Genomic DNA, 20,696 nt, shown 5'->3' with positions numbered 1-20,696 from the left:
GTCGCCAGTCATCCCCGACAGGATCAGGCAAGTTGTCAGAAGGATCTGACTAACTGGCCGCCCGGCGTTATCCCTACTCTGGACTGGCAGCGAGACACCGCTCTCGCGTCACCAGGCACTCAAGTGAGGAAACAGGGTCATGTCGAACATCTCGAAAAAAGTCGTTCTGATCACCGGCGCGAGCAGCGGTATAGGCGAAGCGACGGCGCGTCTGCTAGCCAGCAAGGGCGCGCATGTCGTGCTCGGCGCACGTCGTACGGAGCGTCTCGAAATACTTTGCGCCGAGATCAACGCCAGGGGGGGAAGCGCCCATTTCCAGGCATTGGATGTCACCCGGCGAGCCGATGTTCAAGGGTTTGTCGATTTTGCCCTGGACCTGCATGGCCGGGTCGATGTGATGGTCAATAACGCCGGGGTGATGCCACTGTCGAAACTCGAGGCACTGAAAGCCTGCGAATGGGATCAGATGATTGACGTCAATATTCGCGGCGTCTTGCATGGTATCGCGGCCGGTTTACCGCTGATGCAAAAACAGCAATCAGGCCAGTTCATCAATATCGCATCGATTGGCGCCTACACCGTGAGCCCCACGGCATCGGTCTATTGCGCGACCAAGTTTGCAGTGCGCGCCATCTCGGAAGGATTGCGTCAGGAAGTCGGTGGGGACATTCGTGTCACGGTGATTTCACCCGGCGTGACCGAGTCTGAATTGGCCGAGAGCATTTCCGATGAAGGCGGGCGGGCCGAGATGCGCGAGTTCCGCAAGATCGCCATCCCTGCAATGGCCGTTGCTCGTGCTATCGCTTACGCCATCGAGCAGCCTGCTGATGTGGATGTCAGTGAACTGATTGTCCGTCCAACGGCCAGCCCGTTCTGAATCGAGGACTTGAACATGACAGCTAAAAAATCCGCAGATCAGGACAAGTACGTCGGTATGTGGGTCACGGCTGACGGGCTCATTCGCCATGAGCTTTTGCCGGGTGGTCGATACGATGAGGCCCGGGGCCGGCAGGCGAGTGCCTATCAGGGCCGATATTGGCTGGAAGGTGACCACATCGAGTACGTCGATGACACCGGCTTCACGGCTGATGGGGAGTTCCGTGACGGGATTCTCTATCACGCCGGCATGATTCTTTTTCGCCAGATGTAGAAGCCGAGCGCTGTAGTGGCGGCTGCTCATTGAAACCAGAGCGAGCACAGCCGCCACCCGCCATCGACTATCGTTCTTGTGTGCGGTCAGCAGCTAGCCTTACCTGGTTCAACAGGTGATCGACATCCTCGGCGGTGGTCGCGAACGAGGTGACAAAGCGAACGACATTCGGTCCCCAGCGATCATGGTAGAACCCGAAGCCGGCCTTCAGCAGCGCATCGATCATTGCCGAGTCCAGCCGGCAGAACAGGATGTTCGCCTCGGTGCCGCCGAGCACCTCGACGCCACCCAGGCCCTCAAGCCCTTGCGCCAGGCGCTGGGCGGCAGCGTTGGCCTTGCGTGCGTTGCGCAGCCAGAGATCGTCGGTCAGGTACGCATCGATCTGCGCCGACAGAAAACGCATCTTGGAAGAGAGGTGACCTGCACGCTTGCGGCGGTAACTCAACTCGGTGGCAAGGGAGGTGTTGAACAGGACGATGGCTTCCGCCGCCAGCACGCCGTTCTTGGTGGCACCGAACGACAGGGCATCCACGCCGGCCTTCCACGTCATCTCGGCCGGGGAGCAGCCAAGCGACACCAGGGCGTTGGCAAAGCGCGATCCATCCATATGCAATCCCAGGGAAGAGGACTTGCAGACGTCACCAATGGCTGCGATTTCATCCAGGGTGTAGATGCTGCCGACTTCAGTGGCCTGAGTGATGCTGACGCAGGCGGGCTGGGTCGTGTGTACGTCGCCGACTTTTTCGCGAGTCCGCTCGCGCAATCGGACGATATCCAGTTTGGCCGCCGGGCCGTCGACGGTCATCAACTTCGCGCCGTTGGAAAAGAACTCGGGCGCGCCGCATTCATCGTTGTTGATATGGCTGGCCGGGTGGCAGTAGATGTTGCCCCAGGGTGGTGTCATCGCACTCAGGCACAGGGCGTTGGCGGCGGTGCCGGTGGGCACGAGAAGGACCTCCACGTCGCGCTCGAAGATCTCGCAGAACTTGCGCTTGACCTGTGCCGTCAACTCGTCGGTGCCATAGGGACCCGCCTGGCCCGAACTGTGTTTGACGAGGGCCTGTGCCACCTCCGGCGATGCACCGGCGATGTTGTCACTTGAAAAACCCAGCGCGGGCGGTCTGCTTGTTTCACCGTTCATCATCCAGTTCTCGGCTGCGCAGGCGAAGGTGTTTCGCCCGGATTGGCGCATCCTATGGAGGGGGACGGTTGTTGCGCTTGTAAAAAATTGACGCTCGCCGATGGTCGACGGCCTAAGTCCTGTAGCGTGATGGCGCGACGCCGAATGCCTGTCGAAAGGCGCGGTTGAAATGGCTTTGATCGTAGAAGCCGACGGCGTGGGCGACATCGATGATCGGTTGCGCACTGCCAGACAGCAGGCCACACGCCCGTTCGAGACGCAGGCGAAGCAGCCATGCGTGGGGCGTCATGCCGATGGTCCGCTTGAACTGCTTGAGAAACGGGAAACGCCCCAGCCCACATAGTCCGGCGAGATCATCGAGGGTGATTCGCTCATCGATGTGGCTGAAACAATAGTCCCTGACGCGAGACCATTGCAGGGGGGATAGCGAGCCGGTAATCGTTTCGGGCTTGATCGCCCGTGACTGGCTCAACAGGTGTTCAAGGAGGTTGAACCATTGCGTCTGCACCGCGAGGCTGCCGGGGCCAACGGCCTGCTGCATTGCATCGTGCAACCCGCGCAGCTTGCCGGCAAGCCCCGTGTCTTCGAGCAACACACCGGTCAATTCAAGCTCTTTCGGTTGACCGCTGATTTCCTCGGCCAGGCTCGCGACCAACGCCTGGGATAGACGGAATGTCTTGAGCGTATAAGCGCCGCCACCCTCGGATACACCGTCGTGGATTTCACCCGGCGGCATCAGGGCAACACTTCCCGGCCCCAAAAGAAACGACTCGCCTTTCGCTCGATGACGCTGGATGCCTTCGGTGACAAAACCAATGTGGAAATCGAGGTGGTAATGGCGATCGAAGCCGACATCCGCAAAACGTGCGGACCCCAGCACCAGGCCTGGTACTTCGGACACGTGATGGTACTTGGCTTGCTCAGTCATGAAACCCGTTCAACAATCGGCGAGGAGGGCGATAGACTCAAAGTTTAAGTGCGCAAGAGGTATAGATCCATGGGTTGCCAGCAATTGGCCTGAGGTCGTGCATGAGTCATTGAGTGTCAACCGAACTCGCTCGCCATGAGAATGTTGCGCAGCAAGTGACGACGACTCATTTGTCCGCTGCGCAACGTCCGGTAGCCATCCTAGCTTTGTGGTACCACCCGAGCTTCGTTTCCGGCACCCTCGACGTACACGTTCATGCCTTTTCTCAGCGTCGGGTTGATCGGCTGCGTTACCGAAACCAGTACGCCGCTCTGGGTGCGAACGATGATCTGCTGTGCGTCCACGGGCTGATCATATTTTTTCTTTTCGACGTAGTTGCCGCCTGCCGCCCCCGCGAGGGCTCCGGCGACCATCGCTACATCCCGGCCGGTACCCTGGCCGATCAGGCTACCCAGGCCCAGACCGCCAATACCGCCCAAGATGGCACCGACGCCGCTATCGTGATTGGTCTGCATCTGGGTCTGTGTGATCTGCTCGATTTTCCCCGAGCGAATCTCCATCTCGCCAGCGCCTCCGCTCCCGGCACCCACCGCGGCACAGCCGCCAAGCACCAGACCAAAAAGCGAAATCGTCAGCCAGGAAAAGATTGTTTTCATCGTCAAACTCCATTTTCAGAGGAAGTGGGTCATGCAAACGCATCCAATGACGTTAGACGAAAAAGTCCGGTTCATGCGCTTGTCTGGCTGTGCAAGGCTTTTGAGGTCGAGAAAGCGCGCCAGCGCCAGCGCACGACCAGGATGGCCACTGATCCGCCCATGCTCACGCAAAAGGCGGCAGGTGTTCTGGTTGACTCCAGTCGCTCAGGACTCTTGCGCCAAACCTGCTACGGCCTGCAGGAGCCTGGGCATATTTTCCAGGGCCTTTTTCCTGGCTTCAGTAAATCGGTTCAACACGGCGAGCTTTTCAGGATCCCCCTCCTGCAGGCTTCTCAGCACTGTCGGCAAAAGGTGCAGATGGCACTGCGCAAGCCAGTTGGACAACCCCGCGTGGTTCTTCCATTGCCGCTGATTGCCCAGATAAGCGGCCCACATCCTGACCCAGTCCACCGGTGAGCGTGGCAGCGGGACAAACCCACATAGTTGATTCATCTGCATCTGATCGTCGAGGTGGCTTTCCACGTATGCGATGACTGCGGCGCTGAACAGAATCTGATAACTGCTGACTGTCACCAGGTTGATGCGATTGCCATCAAACGCTTTCACGCTTCCCTCAGGAATAATCGGGACAGCGCTTGCGCTGCAGTCGATGTAAAGGGCGTCGGGATCTCCAGCGATGCTGCCCCTTTCGAGGGAGATACGGCTGGCGTCTATCGCGCACACCCGCCCCAGGCGCACTACATTGGTTATGCGCCGTAGCGCACGCAACTCAGCCTGTGAAATGGTCGCAGCACGGAAGGCGGTGGGTTCGACGGCTTGATCGATGCGCAGCAGTTCGCCGACACTTTCGAGCCTGAGGAACAGGTCCGGGATCGAATCAGCCGCACCTATTGCTTCGAACTGGTTCGCGAGGCTACCGATCGTTCGTACAACATTCTCCTGGCCGGGTTGAAAGTTGGCGCGATCCAACAGCCAGGGGGCGTTTGGAACGATCCATTGAATCCTGCCTGGTGCCACGCCATTCTGCAGCAGCCACAGACAGGCATCGATGCCGGTCTTTCCTCCCCCCACCACCGCGTAACGCAAGTAAGGCTGTCCGATCTTTGGCAAGTCGTTGAGCGGTACGCACCGTATACCGGGCTCTATCCGGTAATGCGGAGGATGGGTCGAAGGAACGGCTGCCTGTGCAATAGTCGCATCCACCAGCTTCCTTCGTACCTGGACAGTATTACGTTCGCCGGTGAGCAGGGAAGTGATGCAATGACTATCGGTGCGATCACCTTCGTAGTTGTGCATCGGAAAATATCGCACCCGACCTGACGGCAAGAATCGATGATGCATAAGCTGATCGAAGTAACTGACAATCTCGGCGCCTGAGGCCAATTCATACAAGCCACCGCCCCATTCGGATTCGTCCTTCTGGCCGGAGCCCAACTCGCAGGAGTTAACGCCATAGAAGGCAGACGGCTGGTGCAAGCGGACGAACGAGTAGGCATCGTTCCAGTGTCCACCAGGTTGAGCGTGTCGATCCACCATCAGCACACTCGCATCCGACTGATCGAGCAATGTATCGACGAAGGCCATGGCTGTTGCCCCCGCGCCGATGACCAGATAATCCGTTGCCATGGTGGATGTGTTCATAGGTACGCCCTGATGAAAGTTGAAAATACTCCTCCATCGAATCAGGCTAGTTGTTTTCGCTTGTCGCAAAAGAACAGTTGTTCCTTGCCGACATAGCCAACAGATTTAAAGACTCTCTAAATACCATGGCGACTCTGGAAAGCGGTCAGCTGGTCACTGTGCTGGACGATTACATTGACCGCCAGGTCGTCCTCTGGATGCTGTGGCCAGCCAGCCGTTATGCCTCGCCCAAGTTGCGCGTGTTCATTGACTACATGAGTGCGCACTAGCGCATCTGATCGTTTACGCCTGCAGGTTCAGTATCACCCTCGTCTGACCGGCATCAGGGCGAACCCGCTCCCGCAGGATGTGGGCTTAACCCAAGGCTGTGAAATTGCTGGCGTGCAGCTCCTGGACGCCCACCAGTTGGATTTCGAACTCGGGGGTGGCGTCGGCGTTGACACTGCCCTGGAGAATGCCATTGGCAAAGCGCAGTTGACCGGTGGCGTTGGCAGGGTCGAAGGCATTGCTGCCGATGAAGGTGAAGGTGTCGACAGCGGTGGTCAGCGGGTTGGCGTCCAGGCCGGTGAAATCCAGAAGATCGCCCTCGGTGCTCTTGAAACCGTTGATCACATCGCGCAAAGCCCCGACGCCCATGTCCGACAGCGCACTGAACGCGAAGGTATCCGCGCCAGTGCCACCGATGAGGTTGTCGGTGCCTGTACCGCCAATCAGCCGGTCATCGCCCGAACCACCCACCAGCGTATCGTTGCCCGCACCACCGTTCAGAACGTTCGCGGCGCTGTTGCCCGAGAGACTGTCGGCGTAGGCGCTTCCCGTCAGATTTTCACAGAATTTCAAGGTGTCGAGCCCGGAACCCGTGGTGTTTTGTTGCGCTGACGTCGAGAGGTTTACGGTAACGCCGGACGGGGCGCGCTCAAAGGACACCGTGTCAATGCCATCGCGTCCGTCCAGCACGTTGTTGCCGGTTCCGGCGAACAGCGTGTTGTCCAGCGCGTTGCCCGTGCCATTGGCGGCGCCAGTGCTATCGACATACAGATGTTCAACGTTATTGCTGAGGGTAAAGGCCGCCAGGCTGCTGTGCACACTGTCGACTCCTCCAGGCGCCGCACTGCTGTTGGTCTCGATCACGGTGTCATCGGCGTTGTCGACATAATAGGTGTCGTTGCCATCGCCGCCGCTCATGCTGTCGGCCCCTGCGGCACCGTCGAGCACGTTATTGGCGGCATTGCCGGTGATGAAATTGTGCCGCTCATTGCCGGTGCCGTTGATGTCCGACACACCGGTGAGCACCAGGTTCTCGAGATTGGCGCCCAGGGTCCAGCTGACGGAAGCCTGCACTGTATCGATCTGCGAGGTCGAGGTGCTGGTTTCCACCACGCGGTCGAACGCGTTGTCGACCACATAGATATCGTTGCCATTGCCACCGGTCATGGTGTCGGCGCCCAGGTCGCCATCCAGCGTGTCGTTGCCCGAACTGCCCACCAAGGTGTCTGCCTGGTCGGTACCGGAAATCATGTTCCGGGCGTTGTCGAAAATGTCCTGCACGCTGTTGTTGTCGTTGGGGTTGCCCTGGAAGCCAAGGTCATTGGCAATGTAGTCGGCCAGGCGCTGGCCGACGATCTCAGCCGACTCTTCGTGCAGGTGCCAGACGTCGTCGGGATACGCCAGCGGATCGACTTCGTAGCGCAAGGGGAGGTCGGTGTAGTCCACCGCCAGCTTGACGTCGGCGCGCTCGGCGGCGATGGCTTCCTGGGCCGCGCGGACATAGGCCCCCCCTTCGACGATGGAGGCAATTTTCTCCTCCGAATAACCACGGGCACGCGCTGCGTCCTGTTCGTAGTGACCGGTTTCCATCATGTACACGCTGAAGTTGCCGAACTGGGCATGCAGGTAATCAAACACCTTCAGGGTCGCGGCCTTGTACGCCGCTGCTGCCGCTGCTTTGTCCGTGGCTCGGGCGATCTCCTGGGCTGCTTCCTCGCCCTGGCCCCAAATGATGCCCATGGTGACGTTACTGATCGATTGCAGTTCGCTGAGCTGACCCCGCAGCAGCGTCACGGCGCGCAACAACGCGGCCCCGGGCTGGTTGGTGTCGGTCAGCCACCAGCACAACTCGAGTTCCCCGGCGCTCAGCGTCGACAGGCCGGTGACCGTGCTGCCGCCCACCGCGATGTCGATGCCGTTGCCATCGGCATCGGTGAACTGGCTACGCACGTCATAGGGGGTGTAGCGGTCCAGGTCGTTGACCAGCATCGAGGTGCCGGACTGACCGTCGTCCTCCGTCATGCGCAGCAGGCGCGCATTGGATTGGCCGAGGGTGGGCAGATAGAGGATGTCCTGCTGGGTGCTCTCGCCGAACACGAAGTCGCTGGCGGTCAGGGTGTTGAGGTAGTTGCCGAAGAGCGCGATTTCAAAACGATTGCCATCGGCATCCGTTTCGGCGGACTTGATGTAGGTCTTGTCGCCAGCCGCGTTGAGGGTGATGTACAACGTGCCATTGCTGCCATCGCCGAGGCCGAGAAAGCCCAGGCCCGAAACATCGATCTTGTCGACGCCGGCGGTGAAGTCATAAATCGTGTCGGTGGCCGTGACACCGCCGGTGTCGTAGTCGCGGTAGCTGTCGAGCACGTTGCTGTAGCGGAAGGTGTCGGCACCGTCGCCGCCGTACAGCGAATCGCGCCCGGCGCCGCCGTCGACGGTGTCGGCGCCAGTGCCAGCCTTGATCGTGTCGTTGCCACCGAGGCCAAGGATCAGGTCGGCACCCGCCGTGCCGTTGAGGGTTTCGGCATTGTTGGTGCCGGTGACGGTGTTGGCGGGCGCATCGGCCACCGCCAGGGCGAAGCTATCGCTGACCGATGCACCGGCCGGGTCCGTGGCTCTGACCAGCACATTGTAATTACCGGACGCGGTGCTGATCGGCGTGCCGGTGAAGGTCAGGTTGCTGGCATTGAAGCTCAGCCACGCGGGCAGGGCGCTGCCATCGGCCAGGGTGGCGGTGTAGCTGAGGCTGTCATTGTCCGGATCGGTGAAGCTGGTGGCCGGCACCACGTAGCTGAACACGGTGTTTTCGGTGGCGTTCTGATCCAGCAGCGGCGTGGTCAGCACCGGCGCCTGGTTGGTCGGTGACGATGTGGCGAAGATGAAATTGGCGCTGGTCAGTTTGTCGAGGTGGTTGCCGTCCAGTGCCACTTCGAAGCGGTTGCCATTGGCGTCGGCGGTCAGGGACTTGATGTAAGTCTTGGTGCCGGCACTGTTGAGCACCAGGTATACGGTGTTGTTCTTGCCATCCCCCAGGCCGGTGAAACCCAGGGCCGAGAGGTCGATCTTGTCGGCGGTGACATCGAAATCGGTGATCAGGTCGCCAAGGTTGGCACCGCCAGTGTTGTAGTTGCGGTAACTGTCCAGGCGATTGGAAAACACGAACGTGTCCGACCCGGCACCGCCGGTGAGGGTGTCCATGCCGGCGCCGCCGTCGAGTTTGTCGTCGCCCGCGCCGCCACTGAGGCTGTCGTTGCCCGCCAGGCCGAACAGGGTGTCGGCCGAATCGCTGCCCAACAACGAGTCGCTGCCGCTGGTGCCGGTGATCACCCGATTAAAGATGAAGTTATTGGCCGTCAGGGTGCTGGTCAGGTTGCCCGAGAGGATCAGCTCGAAACGATTGCCACTGGCGTCGGCGTCGTAGTCCTTGATGTAGGTGCGGTCGCTGCTGGCGCTGTAGCTGACCTGCAGGGTGCCGCCACGGCCATTGCCTATGCCTGTGAAGCCGAGGCCGGCGAGGTCGATCTTGTCCTGGGTGACGTCGAAGTCGGTGATGGTGTCATCAAAGCTTGTGGTCGCGTTGCGGTAACTGTCGGACTGAGCGGCGAAACGGAACGTATCGGCGCCGGTACCGCCGGTGAGTTTGTCGATGCCTGCACCACCCACCAGAATGTCGCCACCGGCCCCGCCATTGAGGGTGTCGTTGCCGGCAACGCCGTAGAAAATCTCGCTGGCGGCGCTGCCCAGCAGGGTGTCGTTGCCAGCCGTACCTTGCACGGTGGTCATCGGCACCGTGGCGCTGACGTAGCTGCCGTCGCCATAGACCAGCGTGGCACCGTTGCTGGTGTGGCTGATGGTGTTGCCGATGATGGCGTTGCGATCAGTGCCGTCTTCATTGCGCTCTGCAACGCCATAGGTCGACAGGTTGCTGCCGGTGATGAGGTTCCCCTGGATGGTGTTATCGCTGCCGTTGAAGTACTTGCCGGACACGCCCAGGGTGTCGTCGTAGGACTGGATGATGATCTCCGGTACGGGGCTGCCCAGGGAATTGTTGTTGAGCGTGTTGTCGATGATCTCGACGTGGTTGCTGCCGTAGATGCGGATCCCGGCACTGGCGTTGTCGTGAATGTCGACGCCACTGACGGTCACCTCGCTGGACAGTTTGATCAGCACCCCTTCGGCGCCGTTGCCGTACACCTCGCCACCGGTGATGGTTATGTTGCTGGGGGAGGGGATGTCCTCGCTGCCGCGCTGCACGACGATGCCAGTGCCGCCGTTGTTGTAGGCAACGTTATTGGTGAGTGTGAAGTCGTGGGTGCTGGTGACGATGTTGAAACCGTGCCGGTCGTTGTCGTAGGCGACGTTGTTTTCGAAGGTGCTGTCGCTGAGGAAGTCGGCAACGAAACCGTCCAGGCCGTTGCCGTGGGACACGCTGTTCCTGATGACCATGTTCACGGTCTGCTCGTGGGGGTCGAAACCGTACCCGGAGCAATCCTTGATCTCGACGCTGTCGAGGGTGACGTTGGAGTCGTAGCCCGCTTCGCCTGGAATGTAGCCGTTGAACCAACCGTCGATCTTGCCCGTGGTGTTGTCACGGTTGCCGTCGATGGTGAGGTTGCTGACACCGAAGTCGTGGGTTTGCTCGCCATAGGCGGAGCGGATGACTCCGGTGATCTTGGTGTCGGAGCCGTCAGCCACCTTGACGGTGGTTGCGCCCATGCCGTCGCCGTAAAGGTAGACGTTACTCTTGAGCATCAGGCAGCCGTCGGAGGGTTCCTCACCTCCCGAAACGATATAAGTTCCGGTCGGCATGTACACCTGCCCCCCGCCTGCAGCGGCCGCCGCATCAATTGCATTTTGTATCGCAGCCGTATCGTCAGTGATGCCATCTCCTTTGGCGCCAAAATTTTGGACATTGAAAATCATGAGTTTATCTCCGTATCAGGCGAAAACCTCGGCAGATGCCAATACTCCATCGGCAGCTACCGTGTTATGACCCACCGGAGCGCAAAAGTTGTGACCGCATATCGGGGAAGCGTCAAAAAACAGATAAAGCTGATTAGCGGTTATGAGATGTTTTGGAGAAATAACGGTTTGTTGACGATCATTCAGGTGGCGAGTCCGCAATGGACCGGGTGGCTCGCGCAGGATCTGCCTGGCAGCCGAAGGGGCCGCCAGGTAAACGCTTTGAAGTGTCGAGTGCAGTTAAGCCCGAAGCCTTACATCGTCAGTTGCTGAAGGCTGCAGCAACGAGAACAGGTTCTTGGGATCTTGCAGCTCTGGCACCAGATGGATGTCGCTGCCAATGTTGAGCGTTCTTGCAACATCCAGCACATAGCGCAAGGCGGAGTAGTCCTCGATGGCGAAGCCGACCGAGTCGAACAAGGTGACTTCCTTGGCATGCTGGCGACCTTGGGTCTGACCATTGATGACTTTCCAGAATTCGATAACCGGTGAGTCGGCGGGCATCTGCTGAATTTCGCCTTCAATGCGGCTTTGTGGTTCGTACTCAACCATGACTCGCGCACGCTCTACGATGTCTCGGTGCAGTTCGGTCTTGCCGGGGCAGTCGCCGCCCACTGCGTTGAGGTGCATCCCGGGCTCGATCATCTCAGGGGTTAGAATCGTTGCGTAGGCCTTGTCGGCCGTGACCGTGGTCACGATATCGGCCCCACGTACGGCTTCCGCGACGGTTTTGGCAACGGTCACCTGCATGGCGGGGTAGGCACGCAGGTTGGCTACCAACTTCGCTGTCGCGGCAGGATCGATGTCGTAGAGGCTGATTTCAGTAATGCCTAGCAGTGTATGAAATGCCAGGGCCTGGAATTCGCTCTGTGAACCGTTGCCGATGAGTGCCATTCGGCGACTTTCCGGTCGGGCGAGGTAGCGGGCGGCGAGTGCAGAAGTGGCAGCGGTGCGAATGGCGGTAGTCAGGGTCATTTCACTCAGCAAGACAGGCTTGCCGGTATCGACGTCTCCCAGTGCACCAAACGCCATGACCGTCAGCATGCCATTGTGCGTGTTCTTCGGATGCCCGTTGACATACTTGAAGGCGTAGAGCGAGGCATCAGACACAGGCATAAGCTCGATGACGCCCTCGGGGGAGTGGTTCGCCAGGCGCGCGCATTTTTCGAAATCCGGCCAGCGTACGTAGTCTTGACGGATGTACTCGGCCATTTCGATCAGGCAACGAGGCAAGCCTTTTTCCTGGACGAGACGGCTCAGATCATTGACGTCAATGTAACGGGTCATATTGGGTTCCTTTGGGCGTTTTATGGTGTGCCGGTCTGGACTGCCTTTCGCTTTGGCGGCTGAGACTCAGGAGGCGGTCCATGTGCTTGCAACGGATCTATTGTCGAGGCAACGGAGAGAAGATTTCGGCCAATACTGACCCTGTACACAGCGAGAGAAGTCGAAAAACACAGAGCGCACAGCGGAATCGGCCGGGTGACAGTGACCACTCGCATCTCGCTCTCACGACTCAAGCGCGATGTACTTCACGAAGCATCGTCATGCAGGTAAAGAAGGCCTCAAAGACAAGCACATGTCTTGTGGCGCTCCCTTTTATGTGGGGACACAGTGGACGACAGAATCGGCTGTGAAAGCCCTTCGTTCAGCACAGGCACGCTGTTTGAACGTGGGGTTACGACACCAGCACCCTCCCGGCAATTGGCATTCTGACGGTCCATTTCAAGCGCTTGTCGATCGTCGCTTGAGATGGAGTGCAACTCCGACGGCTGGCACCTTCCAGTCGAAAACAACAACAAAAACGGCTGCGGTGAAGACCGCATCGACTCTCTGCCCCTGTCAAAAAAGTGTGGTCCGACGCAAGCGCCGGATCGCTATAAATCCAAATAATCCGGGACTCTAGAAAATGAACATCAAATGGCTGACTTTGCCGGCACTCGCGTTGCTTTGCTGCACCACGGGCGCCAGTGCCAAGGAATGGAAGGAGCTGCGATTTGGCGTCAACCCAAGCTACCCACCCTTTGAATCCACCACGGCCGATGGCGGGGTTCAGGGCTTCGGCGTGGACCTGGGCAATGCAATATGTGCCGAGCTGAAGCTGACCTGCGTGTGGGTCAGCAATGATTTCGACGGGCTGATTCCGGGGCTCAAGGCCGGTAAGTTCGATGCCATCGAATCTTCGATGACCGTTACCGACGCGCGCAAAAAACAGATCGACTTTACCGATCGCCTGTACGCAGGACCGACCGCCATCGTCACCCGCAAAGACTCCGGACTGCTGCCTACCGCCGAATCGCTGCGTGGAAAAACCATCGGTTACATGCAGGGCACGATTCAGGAAACCTACGCCAAGGCCAAACTGGGGCCGGGCGGGGTAAAGCTGCGGGCCTATCAGAATCAGGATCAGGTCTATGCCGACCTGGTATTTGGCCGTCTCGATGCGTCGATCCAGGACAAGCTGCAAGCGCAGATGAGTTTCCTGACCTCGCCACAAGGGGCGGACTTCCAAAACAGTGAAGGCATCAGCGACCCGTTGGTGCCGTCGGAAATCGCCATTGGTGTGCGCAAGGACAACGAAGAACTCAAAGGCATGCTCAACGCCGCCATCAAGGCCCTGCACGACAAGGGCATCTACGCGCAGATCCAGCAGAAACACTTCGGTGATCTGGACCTCTACAACAACTGATCCTCGTGCCCCGGTCGTTGTATCGCTGCGACCGGGGCGCATCAAGACAGGTGACTGGCGTGAACTCCTTCCTGAATATTCTGGGGCTCGATCTTTCGGCCCTGCAAGGCTATGGCCCTTTGTTGCTGCACGGCACCTGGGTCACCCTCAAATTGTCGGCACTCGCGCTTTTGGTGAGCATGGCGCTGGGGCTGCTCGGCGCGGCGGCCAAACTGTCGCCGTTGAAGCTGTTGAATCTCCCGGCGACCTTTTACACGACACTGATCCGTGGCGTGCCCGACCTGGTGTTGATGCTGCTGATTTTCTACAGCCTGCAAGGCTGGCTCAGCGCCCTGACCGAGGCCATGGGCTGGCCCTACATGGAAATCGACCCGTTTGTGGCCGGCATCGTCACCCTTGGTTTTATCTACGGGGCGTACTTCACCGAGACCTTTCGCGGGGCGATTCTGAGTGTGCCACGCGGTCAACAGGAAGCCGCGGCGTGCTTTGGCCTGAGCCGTTGGCAGCGCTTTCGTTTCGTGGTGTTCCCGCAAATGATGCGCTTCGCCTTGCCGAGCCTTGGCAACAATTGGCTGGTGCTGCTCAAGGCCACGGCTCTGGTATCGATCATCGGTTTGTCGGACCTGGTCAAAGTCGCGCAGGAGGCCGGTAAAAGTACGTTCAATATGCTTGATTTCCTGCTGCTGGCCGCCGCGCTTTACCTGCTGATCACCAGCGCTTCGAACTACGTTTTGCGTGTGCTGGAACGGCGCTACAACCAGGGTGTACGGGGGATGGCGCGATGATCGAGTTGATTGCCGAATACTGGAAACCCTTTCTGTTCAGCGATGGCGAGACCCTCACCGGGTTGGCGATGACCCTGTGGCTGCTGGTGGCGAGTATTGCCATGGGGTTTTTCCTGTCATTGCCCCTGGCGATCTTGCGCGTCTCGCGCTGGGGCGTCTTGCGTTGGCCGGTTCAGCTGTTCACCTACATCTTTCGCGGCACGCCGTTGTATATCCAGTTGCTGATTTGCTACAGCGGGATCTACGGCATTGCGGTGGTCCGTTCGCAGCCATTGCTCGAAGCGTTTTTCCGCGACGCCATGAATTGCACCTTGCTGGCGTTCACGCTCAACACCTGCGCCTACACCGTGGAAATTTTCGCCGGAGCGATCCGCAGCATTCCCTACGGTGAAATCGAAGCGGCCCATGCCTATGGCCTCAGTGGCTGGCGCCTGTATCTGCAATTGATCCTGCCTTCGGCGCTGCGCCGCGCGCTGCCGTACTACAGCAACGAAGTGATCCTGATGCTGCACGCGACTTCGGTGGCGTTCACCGCAACCATCCCGGACATCCTGAAAATCGCCCGGGACGCCAACGCCGCGACTTTCATGACGTTTCAGGCTTTCGGTATCGCCGGTCTGCTGTACCTCGTGCTGTCGTTCGGGCTGGTCGGTGCGTTCCGCCTGGCTGAGAAACGCTGGCTGAGCTTTCTAGGCCCGACCCACTGACTTCCATTCTTTATCCAGAGCGGCGCCGACAAGTGTGCCGCTTCAGGAGTATTCGCATGTACAAACTCACGGTTGAAAATCTGTATAAACGTTTTGGTGACAACGAAGTACTCAAGGGCGTCTCGTTAAACGCGAGGGCAGGGGACGTGGTGAGCATGATCGGCGCCAGCGGTTCGGGCAAAAGCACCATGCTGCGCTGCATCAACTTTCTGGAGCGGGCGGACGAAGGCGCCATTGCTCTGGATGGCGAGCGAGTCCTCACCCGCCAGGGCGTCGGCGGCATGCGCGTTGCCAATCCGAAGCAGTTGCAGCGTTTGCGCACGCGACTGGCGATGGTGTTCCAGCATTTCAACCTTTGGAGCCACCTGACCGTGCTGGAGAACATCGTGCTGGCGCCGTGTCGAGTCCTGGGCATGAGTCGCAAGGCCGCCGAAGAGAGCGCTCGGGCGTATCTGGACAAAGTCGGCCTGCCGCAACGGGTGGCCGATCAGTACCCGGCGTTTCTGTCCGGCGGGCAGCAACAGCGGGTGGCGATTGCCCGTGCCCTGGCGGTGGAACCGGAAATCCTGTTGTTCGACGAGCCAACCTCGGCGCTTGACCCGGAGCTGGTGGGTGAAGTCCTGAAGGTCATTCAGGCACTGGCCGAAGAGGGCCGGACCATGTTGATGGTGACCCACGAAATGGGCTTTGCCCGGCAGGTCTCCAGCCAGGTGTTGTTCCTGCATCAGGGGCGGGTCGAAGAGCAGGGGGATGCTACGATACTCGACCGGCCAAACAGTGAACGTTTGCAGCAATTTCTATCGGGTCGTTTGAAGTGAGGCAAGGCGTACATGGCGGATATCCGCGATCTGTCGATCGTGCTTGATCGTATCGATCAGGCAATCATTGAAGTGTTGCGCCACGAAGGGCGCATCACCTATCAAAAGCTGTCCGAGCGCGTACACCTGACCCCCAGGCCGTGTCTGGAACGGGTGCGCAAGCTGGAACAGCTCGGGGTCATTCGCGGTTATGGTGCGATTCTCGATGAGAAGAAACTGACGCCGGGCTTGTCGTTGCTGGTGCTGGTGGCGTTGTCGAACCAGAGCGGACGCGCGGCGCAAAAGGCCTTCGAGGCCAAGGTCCGTGCCTGTCCGCAGGTGCTGGAATGTCGCCTGATCAGCGGTGCGTTCGACTACAGCCTGCGCATGCGCTGCCGTGATATGGAACATTACCGGGTGTTGACCGAAGTCTGGTTTGACGACCCGGATTTGCACATCGACAAACTGGTCAGCCACCCGGAACTGGCGATGGTCAAGACCACGATGGAGTAAGCATCAAACGGATAAAAACGGTGGGAGCGGGCTTGCTCGCGAAGGTGGTGTGTCTGTCGACATTGATGTTGGATGACCCTGCGCCTTCGCGAGCAAGCCCGCTCCCACATTTGCTTTGTGTTGTTCACCTAATCGGCTGAAGGGGTCAGAATCTTCAGCCGTTTTCATCAGCGCAACAGCTGTTATCAACCGGGTTTTTCCCACCTCGAAACAGACAATGAGCCTCTCTCGACCCTCATTGAGTCTGTGCCCATGCAAACCACCAATACAGTTTTAATGATTCGCCCGACACGTTTCTCCTTCAATCAGGACACGGCGGCGAACAACCGCTTCCAGCGTCCGGCAACCGTTGCTGAAGACGTTCAACTCAAGGCCCTTGCCGAGTTCGATGGCTATGTCGCCGCGTTGCGTCGGCACGGCGTTGAAGTCCTGGTGCATAACGATCGAGAGGCGCCCCATACCCCGGACTCGATCTTCCCCAACAACTGGTGGAGCAGCCACCCGGATGGAACCTTGGTGCTGTATCCGATGCAGGGCCACAACCGGCGACTGGAGCGGGACAAAGGTGTACTCGACGGGCTGCTGGGCGAATACCGGGTCGAGCAGTTGCTAGACCTGTCCAGCCTCGAAGAGCAGGAGGTTTTCCTGGAGGGCACCGGCAGCATGGTCCTGGATCGGCAACAGCGGATTTGCTACGCCGGGTATTCCACGCGAACCCACGCCCAGGCCCTGGATAAGTTGGTCACCCATTTGGGCTATGAACTCTGTGCGTTCAACGCGGTGGATCGCCAGGGCGTGGCGATTTATCACACCAATGTGATGATGAGTGTCGGCACCCGCCTGGCGGTGGCTTGCCTGGCGTCCTTGCCCCATTCGGGCGAACGTACGGCGCTGCGTGAACGACTCGAAACCAGCGGCAAACAGGTCATCGCCTTGAACTGGGAACAGTTGGAGTCCTTTGCCGGCAACATGCTGGAAGTGCACAGCGCAGCGGGCGAGCCGCTGCTGGTGATGTCGCGCACAGCCTGGCAATCACTGGACGCCAATCAGCGTCGCTTGATCGAAGCTCACACCACGCCGTTGCCAGTGAACATCGACACCATCGAGCGCATCGGTGGCGGCAGCGCGCGCTGCATGTTGGCCGAGGTGTTCCTGCCCAGGCAGGGTGGCAGTGCCTGCCTTGCAACCATCAGCGGCTTGGATCGCTGACCGAAAAAGATCGCAGCTGGCGGCAGCCCCTGTATGTCCGCATTCATCTCATTTGTAGAGATGAGCACGGCAAATGCAGCCGCCTCGGCTGCGATTTCGCAGCCGAGGCGCTAATCAAACCAACAACCGCAGCGTTTCAAACAGTTGCCGATCTTCCTTCTTCCCCGAACGTGCATGGCGCCGAATCACCTGCAACAGGCAATCGGTGAAGCACAGCGCAGGGTTGCTCAGCGCACCATTGCGGCGTGTAACGATGCTCAGATGTCTGGGCTCGAACTGCTCGGCCAGGTCCAGGGACACCACTCGGCCGAGGAAGGGTGGGGCAATACTGACGATGGACGGCCCCCAGGTGCACATGTCGGCCTGCTCGACCATCATCTGCAGGATCGCCAGTGAGTGGGCGCGAACGATACGGTTTTCATTGATTTGTGCGCCATGTTGCCAGAACAGCTCCTGCATCAGCCCGTCGTGTCCGTCGGGTGCGTAGTTCAGCGTCCAGTTTTCCTCCAGCAGTTCATGGATCGATCGAGCGCTCTGCCGGGCATGGCCCTGGCGCACCAACACCGAGGTCTGGTAATCGAGCAGCGTTTCGCAGGCGAACTCCTGCGTTGATTGCGCAGGGTGAAGCTGGCCGATCGCAAAATCCATGCTGCCGTCGCGCAATAGCGGCTGGGCCACGGCCATCAGGCTTTCGAACAACTCCAGGCGGATTTGCGGCATGCGCTCACGAAAGGCCAGGACCACTTCGGGCAGGAAGGTCAGGGCTATCCAGGGCGTGATCCCTACACAGAGCCGCCCCTGAGCCTTGCCACGCATGTGATCGAGTTCGGTTTGCGCATGTTCGAGTTGCTTGATCACGAGGCGGGCGTGAGTCAGCAATACTTTTCCGTATTCGGTGAAATTCAGGCCGCTGGGCGTTCGGGTGAACAGCGGTAACTGCTGAGCGGTTTCCAATTCGCGCAGCGCTTTGGTCACGGCCGCCTGGGAAATCTCCAGTGAACGCGCCGCCGCCCGGATACTGCCGGTTTCAGCGCTGGCAATCAGTGCTTGTAATTGATGCAGTTTCATCTGCTCACCCTGATGACAACTTGTGGTTGTCATCATAACCAAACTGGGCCTCCCCAGCCCAGACTCCGTTCCCTAAGATCCAGCTCAGCGACCGCTCAGGTCTTTTCGAGGGAATACAATAATGAACGCCGGCCATGTCTTGCCTGGTATTGCAGCGATGCAGGATGAAATGATCGCGTTGCGTCACAGCCTTCACGCACATCCCGAACTGGGTTTTGAAGAGTTCGCTACCAGCGAGCGGGTGGCCGCATGTTTGATTCAGTGGGGTTTCCAGGTCAGCACCGGTGTCGGCAAGACCGGCGTCGTCGGCACCTTGAAAAATGGTGAGGGCCGGTCCATCGGTCTGCGCGCCGACATGGACGCACTGCCGATTCAGGAGACCACCGGTTTACCCTACGCCAGCCGGATCGACGGCGTCATGCATGCTTGCGGCCATGACGGTCATACGGCCACCCTGTTGACGGCCGCCAGGCACCTGGCGCAGACCCGGGCGTTCAAGGGTACTTTGCAACTGATTTTCCAACCGGCCGAAGAAGGGCTGGGCGGCGCCAGGAAAATGCTGGAAGAAGGCCTGCTCGAACGGTTCCCCTGTGACGCGATCTTCGCCATGCATAACGTGCCGGGCTACCCCGCCGGACACCTGGGGTTTTACAGCGGACCGTTCATGGCGTCTGCCGACACCGTGACGATCGACATCATCGGTAACGGCGGCCATGGCGCGGTGCCGCACAAAGCGATCGATCCGGTGGTGGTTTGCTCGTCGATCGTGATCGCATTGCAAAGCATCGTCTCGCGCAACGTCAACCCGCAGGACGTGGCGATCATCACGGTGGGTTCCATTCATGCCGGAACTGCCTCGAATGTCATCCCGTCCAGCGCACGGATGAGCCTGAGCGTGCGCGCATTGACCCCCGAGATTCGCCAGTTGCTCGAAGTCAGAATCACCGAGTTGGTGAACGGTCAGGCCGCCAGTTTCGGTGCCCGGGCCGAAATCGATTATCAGCATTGTCATCCCGTGTTGATCAACCATGCCGAGTCCACCGCATTTGCCCGAGAGGTCGCACGGGAGTGGCTGGGGGAAGGGCAACTGATCGATAACCTGCGGCCCTTTACTGCCAGTGAAGACTTCGCCTTCATCCTGGAGAAATGCCCCGGCAGCTATCTGGTGATCGGCAACGGCGACGGGGAGAGCGGGTGCCTGCTGCACAACCCTGGCTATGACTTCAATGATGCCTGCCTGCCGATCGGGGCGAGTTACTGGGTCAAGCTAGTCGAACGTTTTCTGAGTTGAGACGCCGTATTGCCGAGCGTCAGTCTGTACAAAGAACGTCTGCGGTCTGAAGAGGAAAATGACAATGAACAAGATGATTGCTGCTGTTTCACTGGTTTGCTTGACGGCATCCAGCCTGGTCGGCGCGGCCGACTGGTCTGGCAAAGTCTTGAGACTGGGGGTCGACCCTACGTACCCGCCGCTGGAATACAAAAATCAGGACGGCACCCTGACTGGCTTCGGGGTCGACATCGCCGAAGCGCTGTGCGCGGAACTGAAAGCCCGTTGTGTCTGGGTTGAAAGCAGCTGGGACGGGATGATCCCGGCGCTGCTGGCGCGCAAGTTCGACGCAGTGGCGTCGTCGATGACCGTGACGCCCAAGCGTCTCGAGCAGATTGCGTTTACCGACAAGGTCTCCAATGCGCCGGCACGGCTGGTGGTCAAGCGTGGGTCGGGCCTGTTGCCGACCTTTGAATCGCTCAAGGGCAAACGCATTGGTGTGGAGCAGGGCTCGACCCAGGAAGCGTATGCCAAAGCCGTCTGGGGGAAGAAAGGAGTGGAGGTGTTGTCCTATCAGAATCAGGACCAGGTGTACGCCGACCTGGTGGTAGGCCGACTTGATGCCTCCCTGCAGGGCGCTATTCAAGCCAGTTACGGCTTTCTGGGCACAGCGGCGGGCAAGGATTTTGAGTTTGCCGGCGCGACCCTGGATGACCCGCACTTTTTCGGCGTCGGTGATGGCATTGGCTTGCGCAAGAGCGATGTCGAGTTGCGTGAAGACTTGAACAAGGCACTGGCGACCATTCTGGCCAACGGCATTTACGCGCGAATCAACAAAAAGTACTTCGATTTCGACGTCTACGGCGCGAAATAACGCCCCCTCACAACGTTGGGCAGGGTGGTCGACCAGACCGCT

At 59.3% G+C, this 20,696-nt stretch carries 18 protein-coding genes; 11 read left to right on the top strand and 7 right to left on the bottom strand.

What is annotated here, in order from left to right; all coding sequences use genetic code 11:
* Window positions 1–139 precede the first annotated feature (139 nt).
* Window positions 140–877 (top strand): SDR family oxidoreductase, encoded by a 738-nt coding sequence (locus PSJE_RS02985; protein ID WP_090455183.1) that lies wholly within the window; start codon window positions 140–142, stop codon window positions 875–877.
* 15 nt (window positions 878–892) lie between these two features.
* Window positions 893–1,150: an Atu4866 domain-containing protein gene (locus tag PSJE_RS02980; protein WP_090455185.1), complete on the top strand. Its 258-nt coding sequence runs from the start codon at window positions 893–895 to the stop codon at window positions 1,148–1,150.
* A gap of 67 nt (window positions 1,151–1,217) precedes the next feature.
* Here PSJE_RS02980 and PSJE_RS02975 read toward each other — a convergent pair whose 3' ends face one another.
* The 4 genes from PSJE_RS02975 to PSJE_RS02960 all read right to left on the bottom strand — a co-directional run bounded on the left by PSJE_RS02975 (window position 1,218) and on the right by PSJE_RS02960 (window position 5,516).
* Window positions 1,218–2,291 carry a threonine aldolase family protein gene (locus PSJE_RS02975; protein ID WP_090455187.1) on the bottom strand — a complete coding sequence of 358 codons (1,074 nt, stop codon included), beginning with the start codon at window positions 2,289–2,291 and terminating at the stop codon, window positions 1,218–1,220.
* 112 nt (window positions 2,292–2,403) lie between these two features.
* Window positions 2,404–3,219 carry an AraC family transcriptional regulator gene (locus PSJE_RS02970; RefSeq protein WP_090455189.1) on the bottom strand — a complete coding sequence of 272 codons (816 nt, stop codon included), beginning with the start codon at window positions 3,217–3,219 and terminating at the stop codon, window positions 2,404–2,406.
* Between the two features lie 200 nt (window positions 3,220–3,419).
* Window positions 3,420–3,875, bottom strand: coding sequence for a glycine zipper 2TM domain-containing protein (locus tag PSJE_RS02965; RefSeq protein WP_090455191.1), 456 nt, complete (start codon window positions 3,873–3,875; stop codon window positions 3,420–3,422).
* Window positions 3,876–4,079: 204 nt separating this feature from the next.
* A complete protein-coding gene (locus PSJE_RS02960; RefSeq protein WP_090455193.1) occupies window positions 4,080–5,516 on the bottom strand; it encodes an NAD(P)-binding protein in 1,437 nt (478 codons plus the stop codon).
* A gap of 125 nt (window positions 5,517–5,641) precedes the next feature.
* Between PSJE_RS02960 and PSJE_RS30205 the strand changes: the two genes are divergently transcribed.
* Window positions 5,642–5,785: a type 2 periplasmic-binding domain-containing protein gene (locus PSJE_RS30205; protein ID WP_408003763.1), complete on the top strand. Its 144-nt coding sequence runs from the start codon at window positions 5,642–5,644 to the stop codon at window positions 5,783–5,785.
* Between the two features lie 85 nt (window positions 5,786–5,870).
* Here the strand turns inward: PSJE_RS30205 and PSJE_RS02955 are convergent, their stop codons facing one another.
* Together PSJE_RS02955 and PSJE_RS02950 are read right to left on the bottom strand one after the other, a co-directional pair.
* Window positions 5,871–10,703: a M10 family metallopeptidase C-terminal domain-containing protein gene (locus PSJE_RS02955; protein ID WP_090455195.1), complete on the bottom strand. Its 4,833-nt coding sequence runs from the start codon at window positions 10,701–10,703 to the stop codon at window positions 5,871–5,873.
* 279 nt (window positions 10,704–10,982) lie between these two features.
* Window positions 10,983–12,029: an ornithine cyclodeaminase gene (locus PSJE_RS02950; RefSeq protein WP_090455197.1), complete on the bottom strand. Its 1,047-nt coding sequence runs from the start codon at window positions 12,027–12,029 to the stop codon at window positions 10,983–10,985.
* 622 nt (window positions 12,030–12,651) lie between these two features.
* On the opposite strand from PSJE_RS02950, the gene PSJE_RS02945 reads away from it, so the two are divergent.
* The 6 genes from PSJE_RS02945 (at window position 12,652) to ctlX (ending at window position 17,442) form a co-directional block, all read left to right on the top strand.
* Window positions 12,652–13,431 carry a transporter substrate-binding domain-containing protein gene (locus PSJE_RS02945; protein ID WP_090455199.1) on the top strand — a complete coding sequence of 260 codons (780 nt, stop codon included), beginning with the start codon at window positions 12,652–12,654 and terminating at the stop codon, window positions 13,429–13,431.
* A 59-nt stretch (window positions 13,432–13,490) separates the two neighbouring features.
* Window positions 13,491–14,216, top strand: coding sequence for an ABC transporter permease (locus PSJE_RS02940; protein WP_090455201.1), 726 nt, complete (start codon window positions 13,491–13,493; stop codon window positions 14,214–14,216).
* Entirely contained in the window at window positions 14,213–14,923 is a 711-nt protein-coding gene (locus PSJE_RS02935; protein ID WP_008049856.1) for an ABC transporter permease, read from the top strand. Before PSJE_RS02940 ends, PSJE_RS02935 begins: the two co-directional genes overlap by 4 nt.
* A gap of 56 nt (window positions 14,924–14,979) precedes the next feature.
* On the top strand, window positions 14,980–15,741 hold the full coding sequence (locus tag PSJE_RS02930) for an ABC transporter ATP-binding protein (RefSeq protein ID WP_007986657.1): 762 nt from the start codon (window positions 14,980–14,982) through the stop codon (window positions 15,739–15,741).
* Window positions 15,742–15,753: 12 nt separating this feature from the next.
* Entirely contained in the window at window positions 15,754–16,233 is a 480-nt protein-coding gene (locus tag PSJE_RS02925; RefSeq protein WP_007974731.1) for an Lrp/AsnC family transcriptional regulator, read from the top strand.
* A gap of 252 nt (window positions 16,234–16,485) precedes the next feature.
* On the top strand, window positions 16,486–17,442 hold the full coding sequence (gene ctlX, locus PSJE_RS02920) for a citrulline utilization hydrolase CtlX (protein WP_090455203.1): 957 nt from the start codon (window positions 16,486–16,488) through the stop codon (window positions 17,440–17,442).
* A 114-nt stretch (window positions 17,443–17,556) separates the two neighbouring features.
* Here ctlX and PSJE_RS02915 read toward each other — a convergent pair whose 3' ends face one another.
* Window positions 17,557–18,546, bottom strand: a complete 990-nt coding sequence (locus PSJE_RS02915) for a LysR family transcriptional regulator (RefSeq protein ID WP_167362864.1) — start codon at window positions 18,544–18,546, stop codon at window positions 17,557–17,559.
* Between the two features lie 85 nt (window positions 18,547–18,631).
* On the opposite strand from PSJE_RS02915, the gene PSJE_RS02910 reads away from it, so the two are divergent.
* Both PSJE_RS02910 and PSJE_RS02905 read left to right on the top strand, forming a co-directional pair.
* A complete protein-coding gene (locus tag PSJE_RS02910) occupies window positions 18,632–19,801 on the top strand; it encodes a M20 aminoacylase family protein (RefSeq protein WP_090455207.1) in 1,170 nt (389 codons plus the stop codon).
* A 73-nt stretch (window positions 19,802–19,874) separates the two neighbouring features.
* Window positions 19,875–20,654, top strand: coding sequence for an ABC transporter substrate-binding protein (locus tag PSJE_RS02905; protein ID WP_408003806.1), 780 nt, complete (start codon window positions 19,875–19,877; stop codon window positions 20,652–20,654).
* The last annotated feature ends 42 nt before the right edge of the window (window positions 20,655–20,696 follow it).

The sequence above is a fragment of the Pseudomonas jessenii genome (assembly GCF_002236115.1).
In the GTDB taxonomy this organism is placed as follows: domain Bacteria; phylum Pseudomonadota; class Gammaproteobacteria; order Pseudomonadales; family Pseudomonadaceae; genus Aquipseudomonas; species Aquipseudomonas jessenii.
Note: the sequence above shows the minus strand (reverse complement) of the source record. Positions and strands in the feature narration are given on the sequence as shown.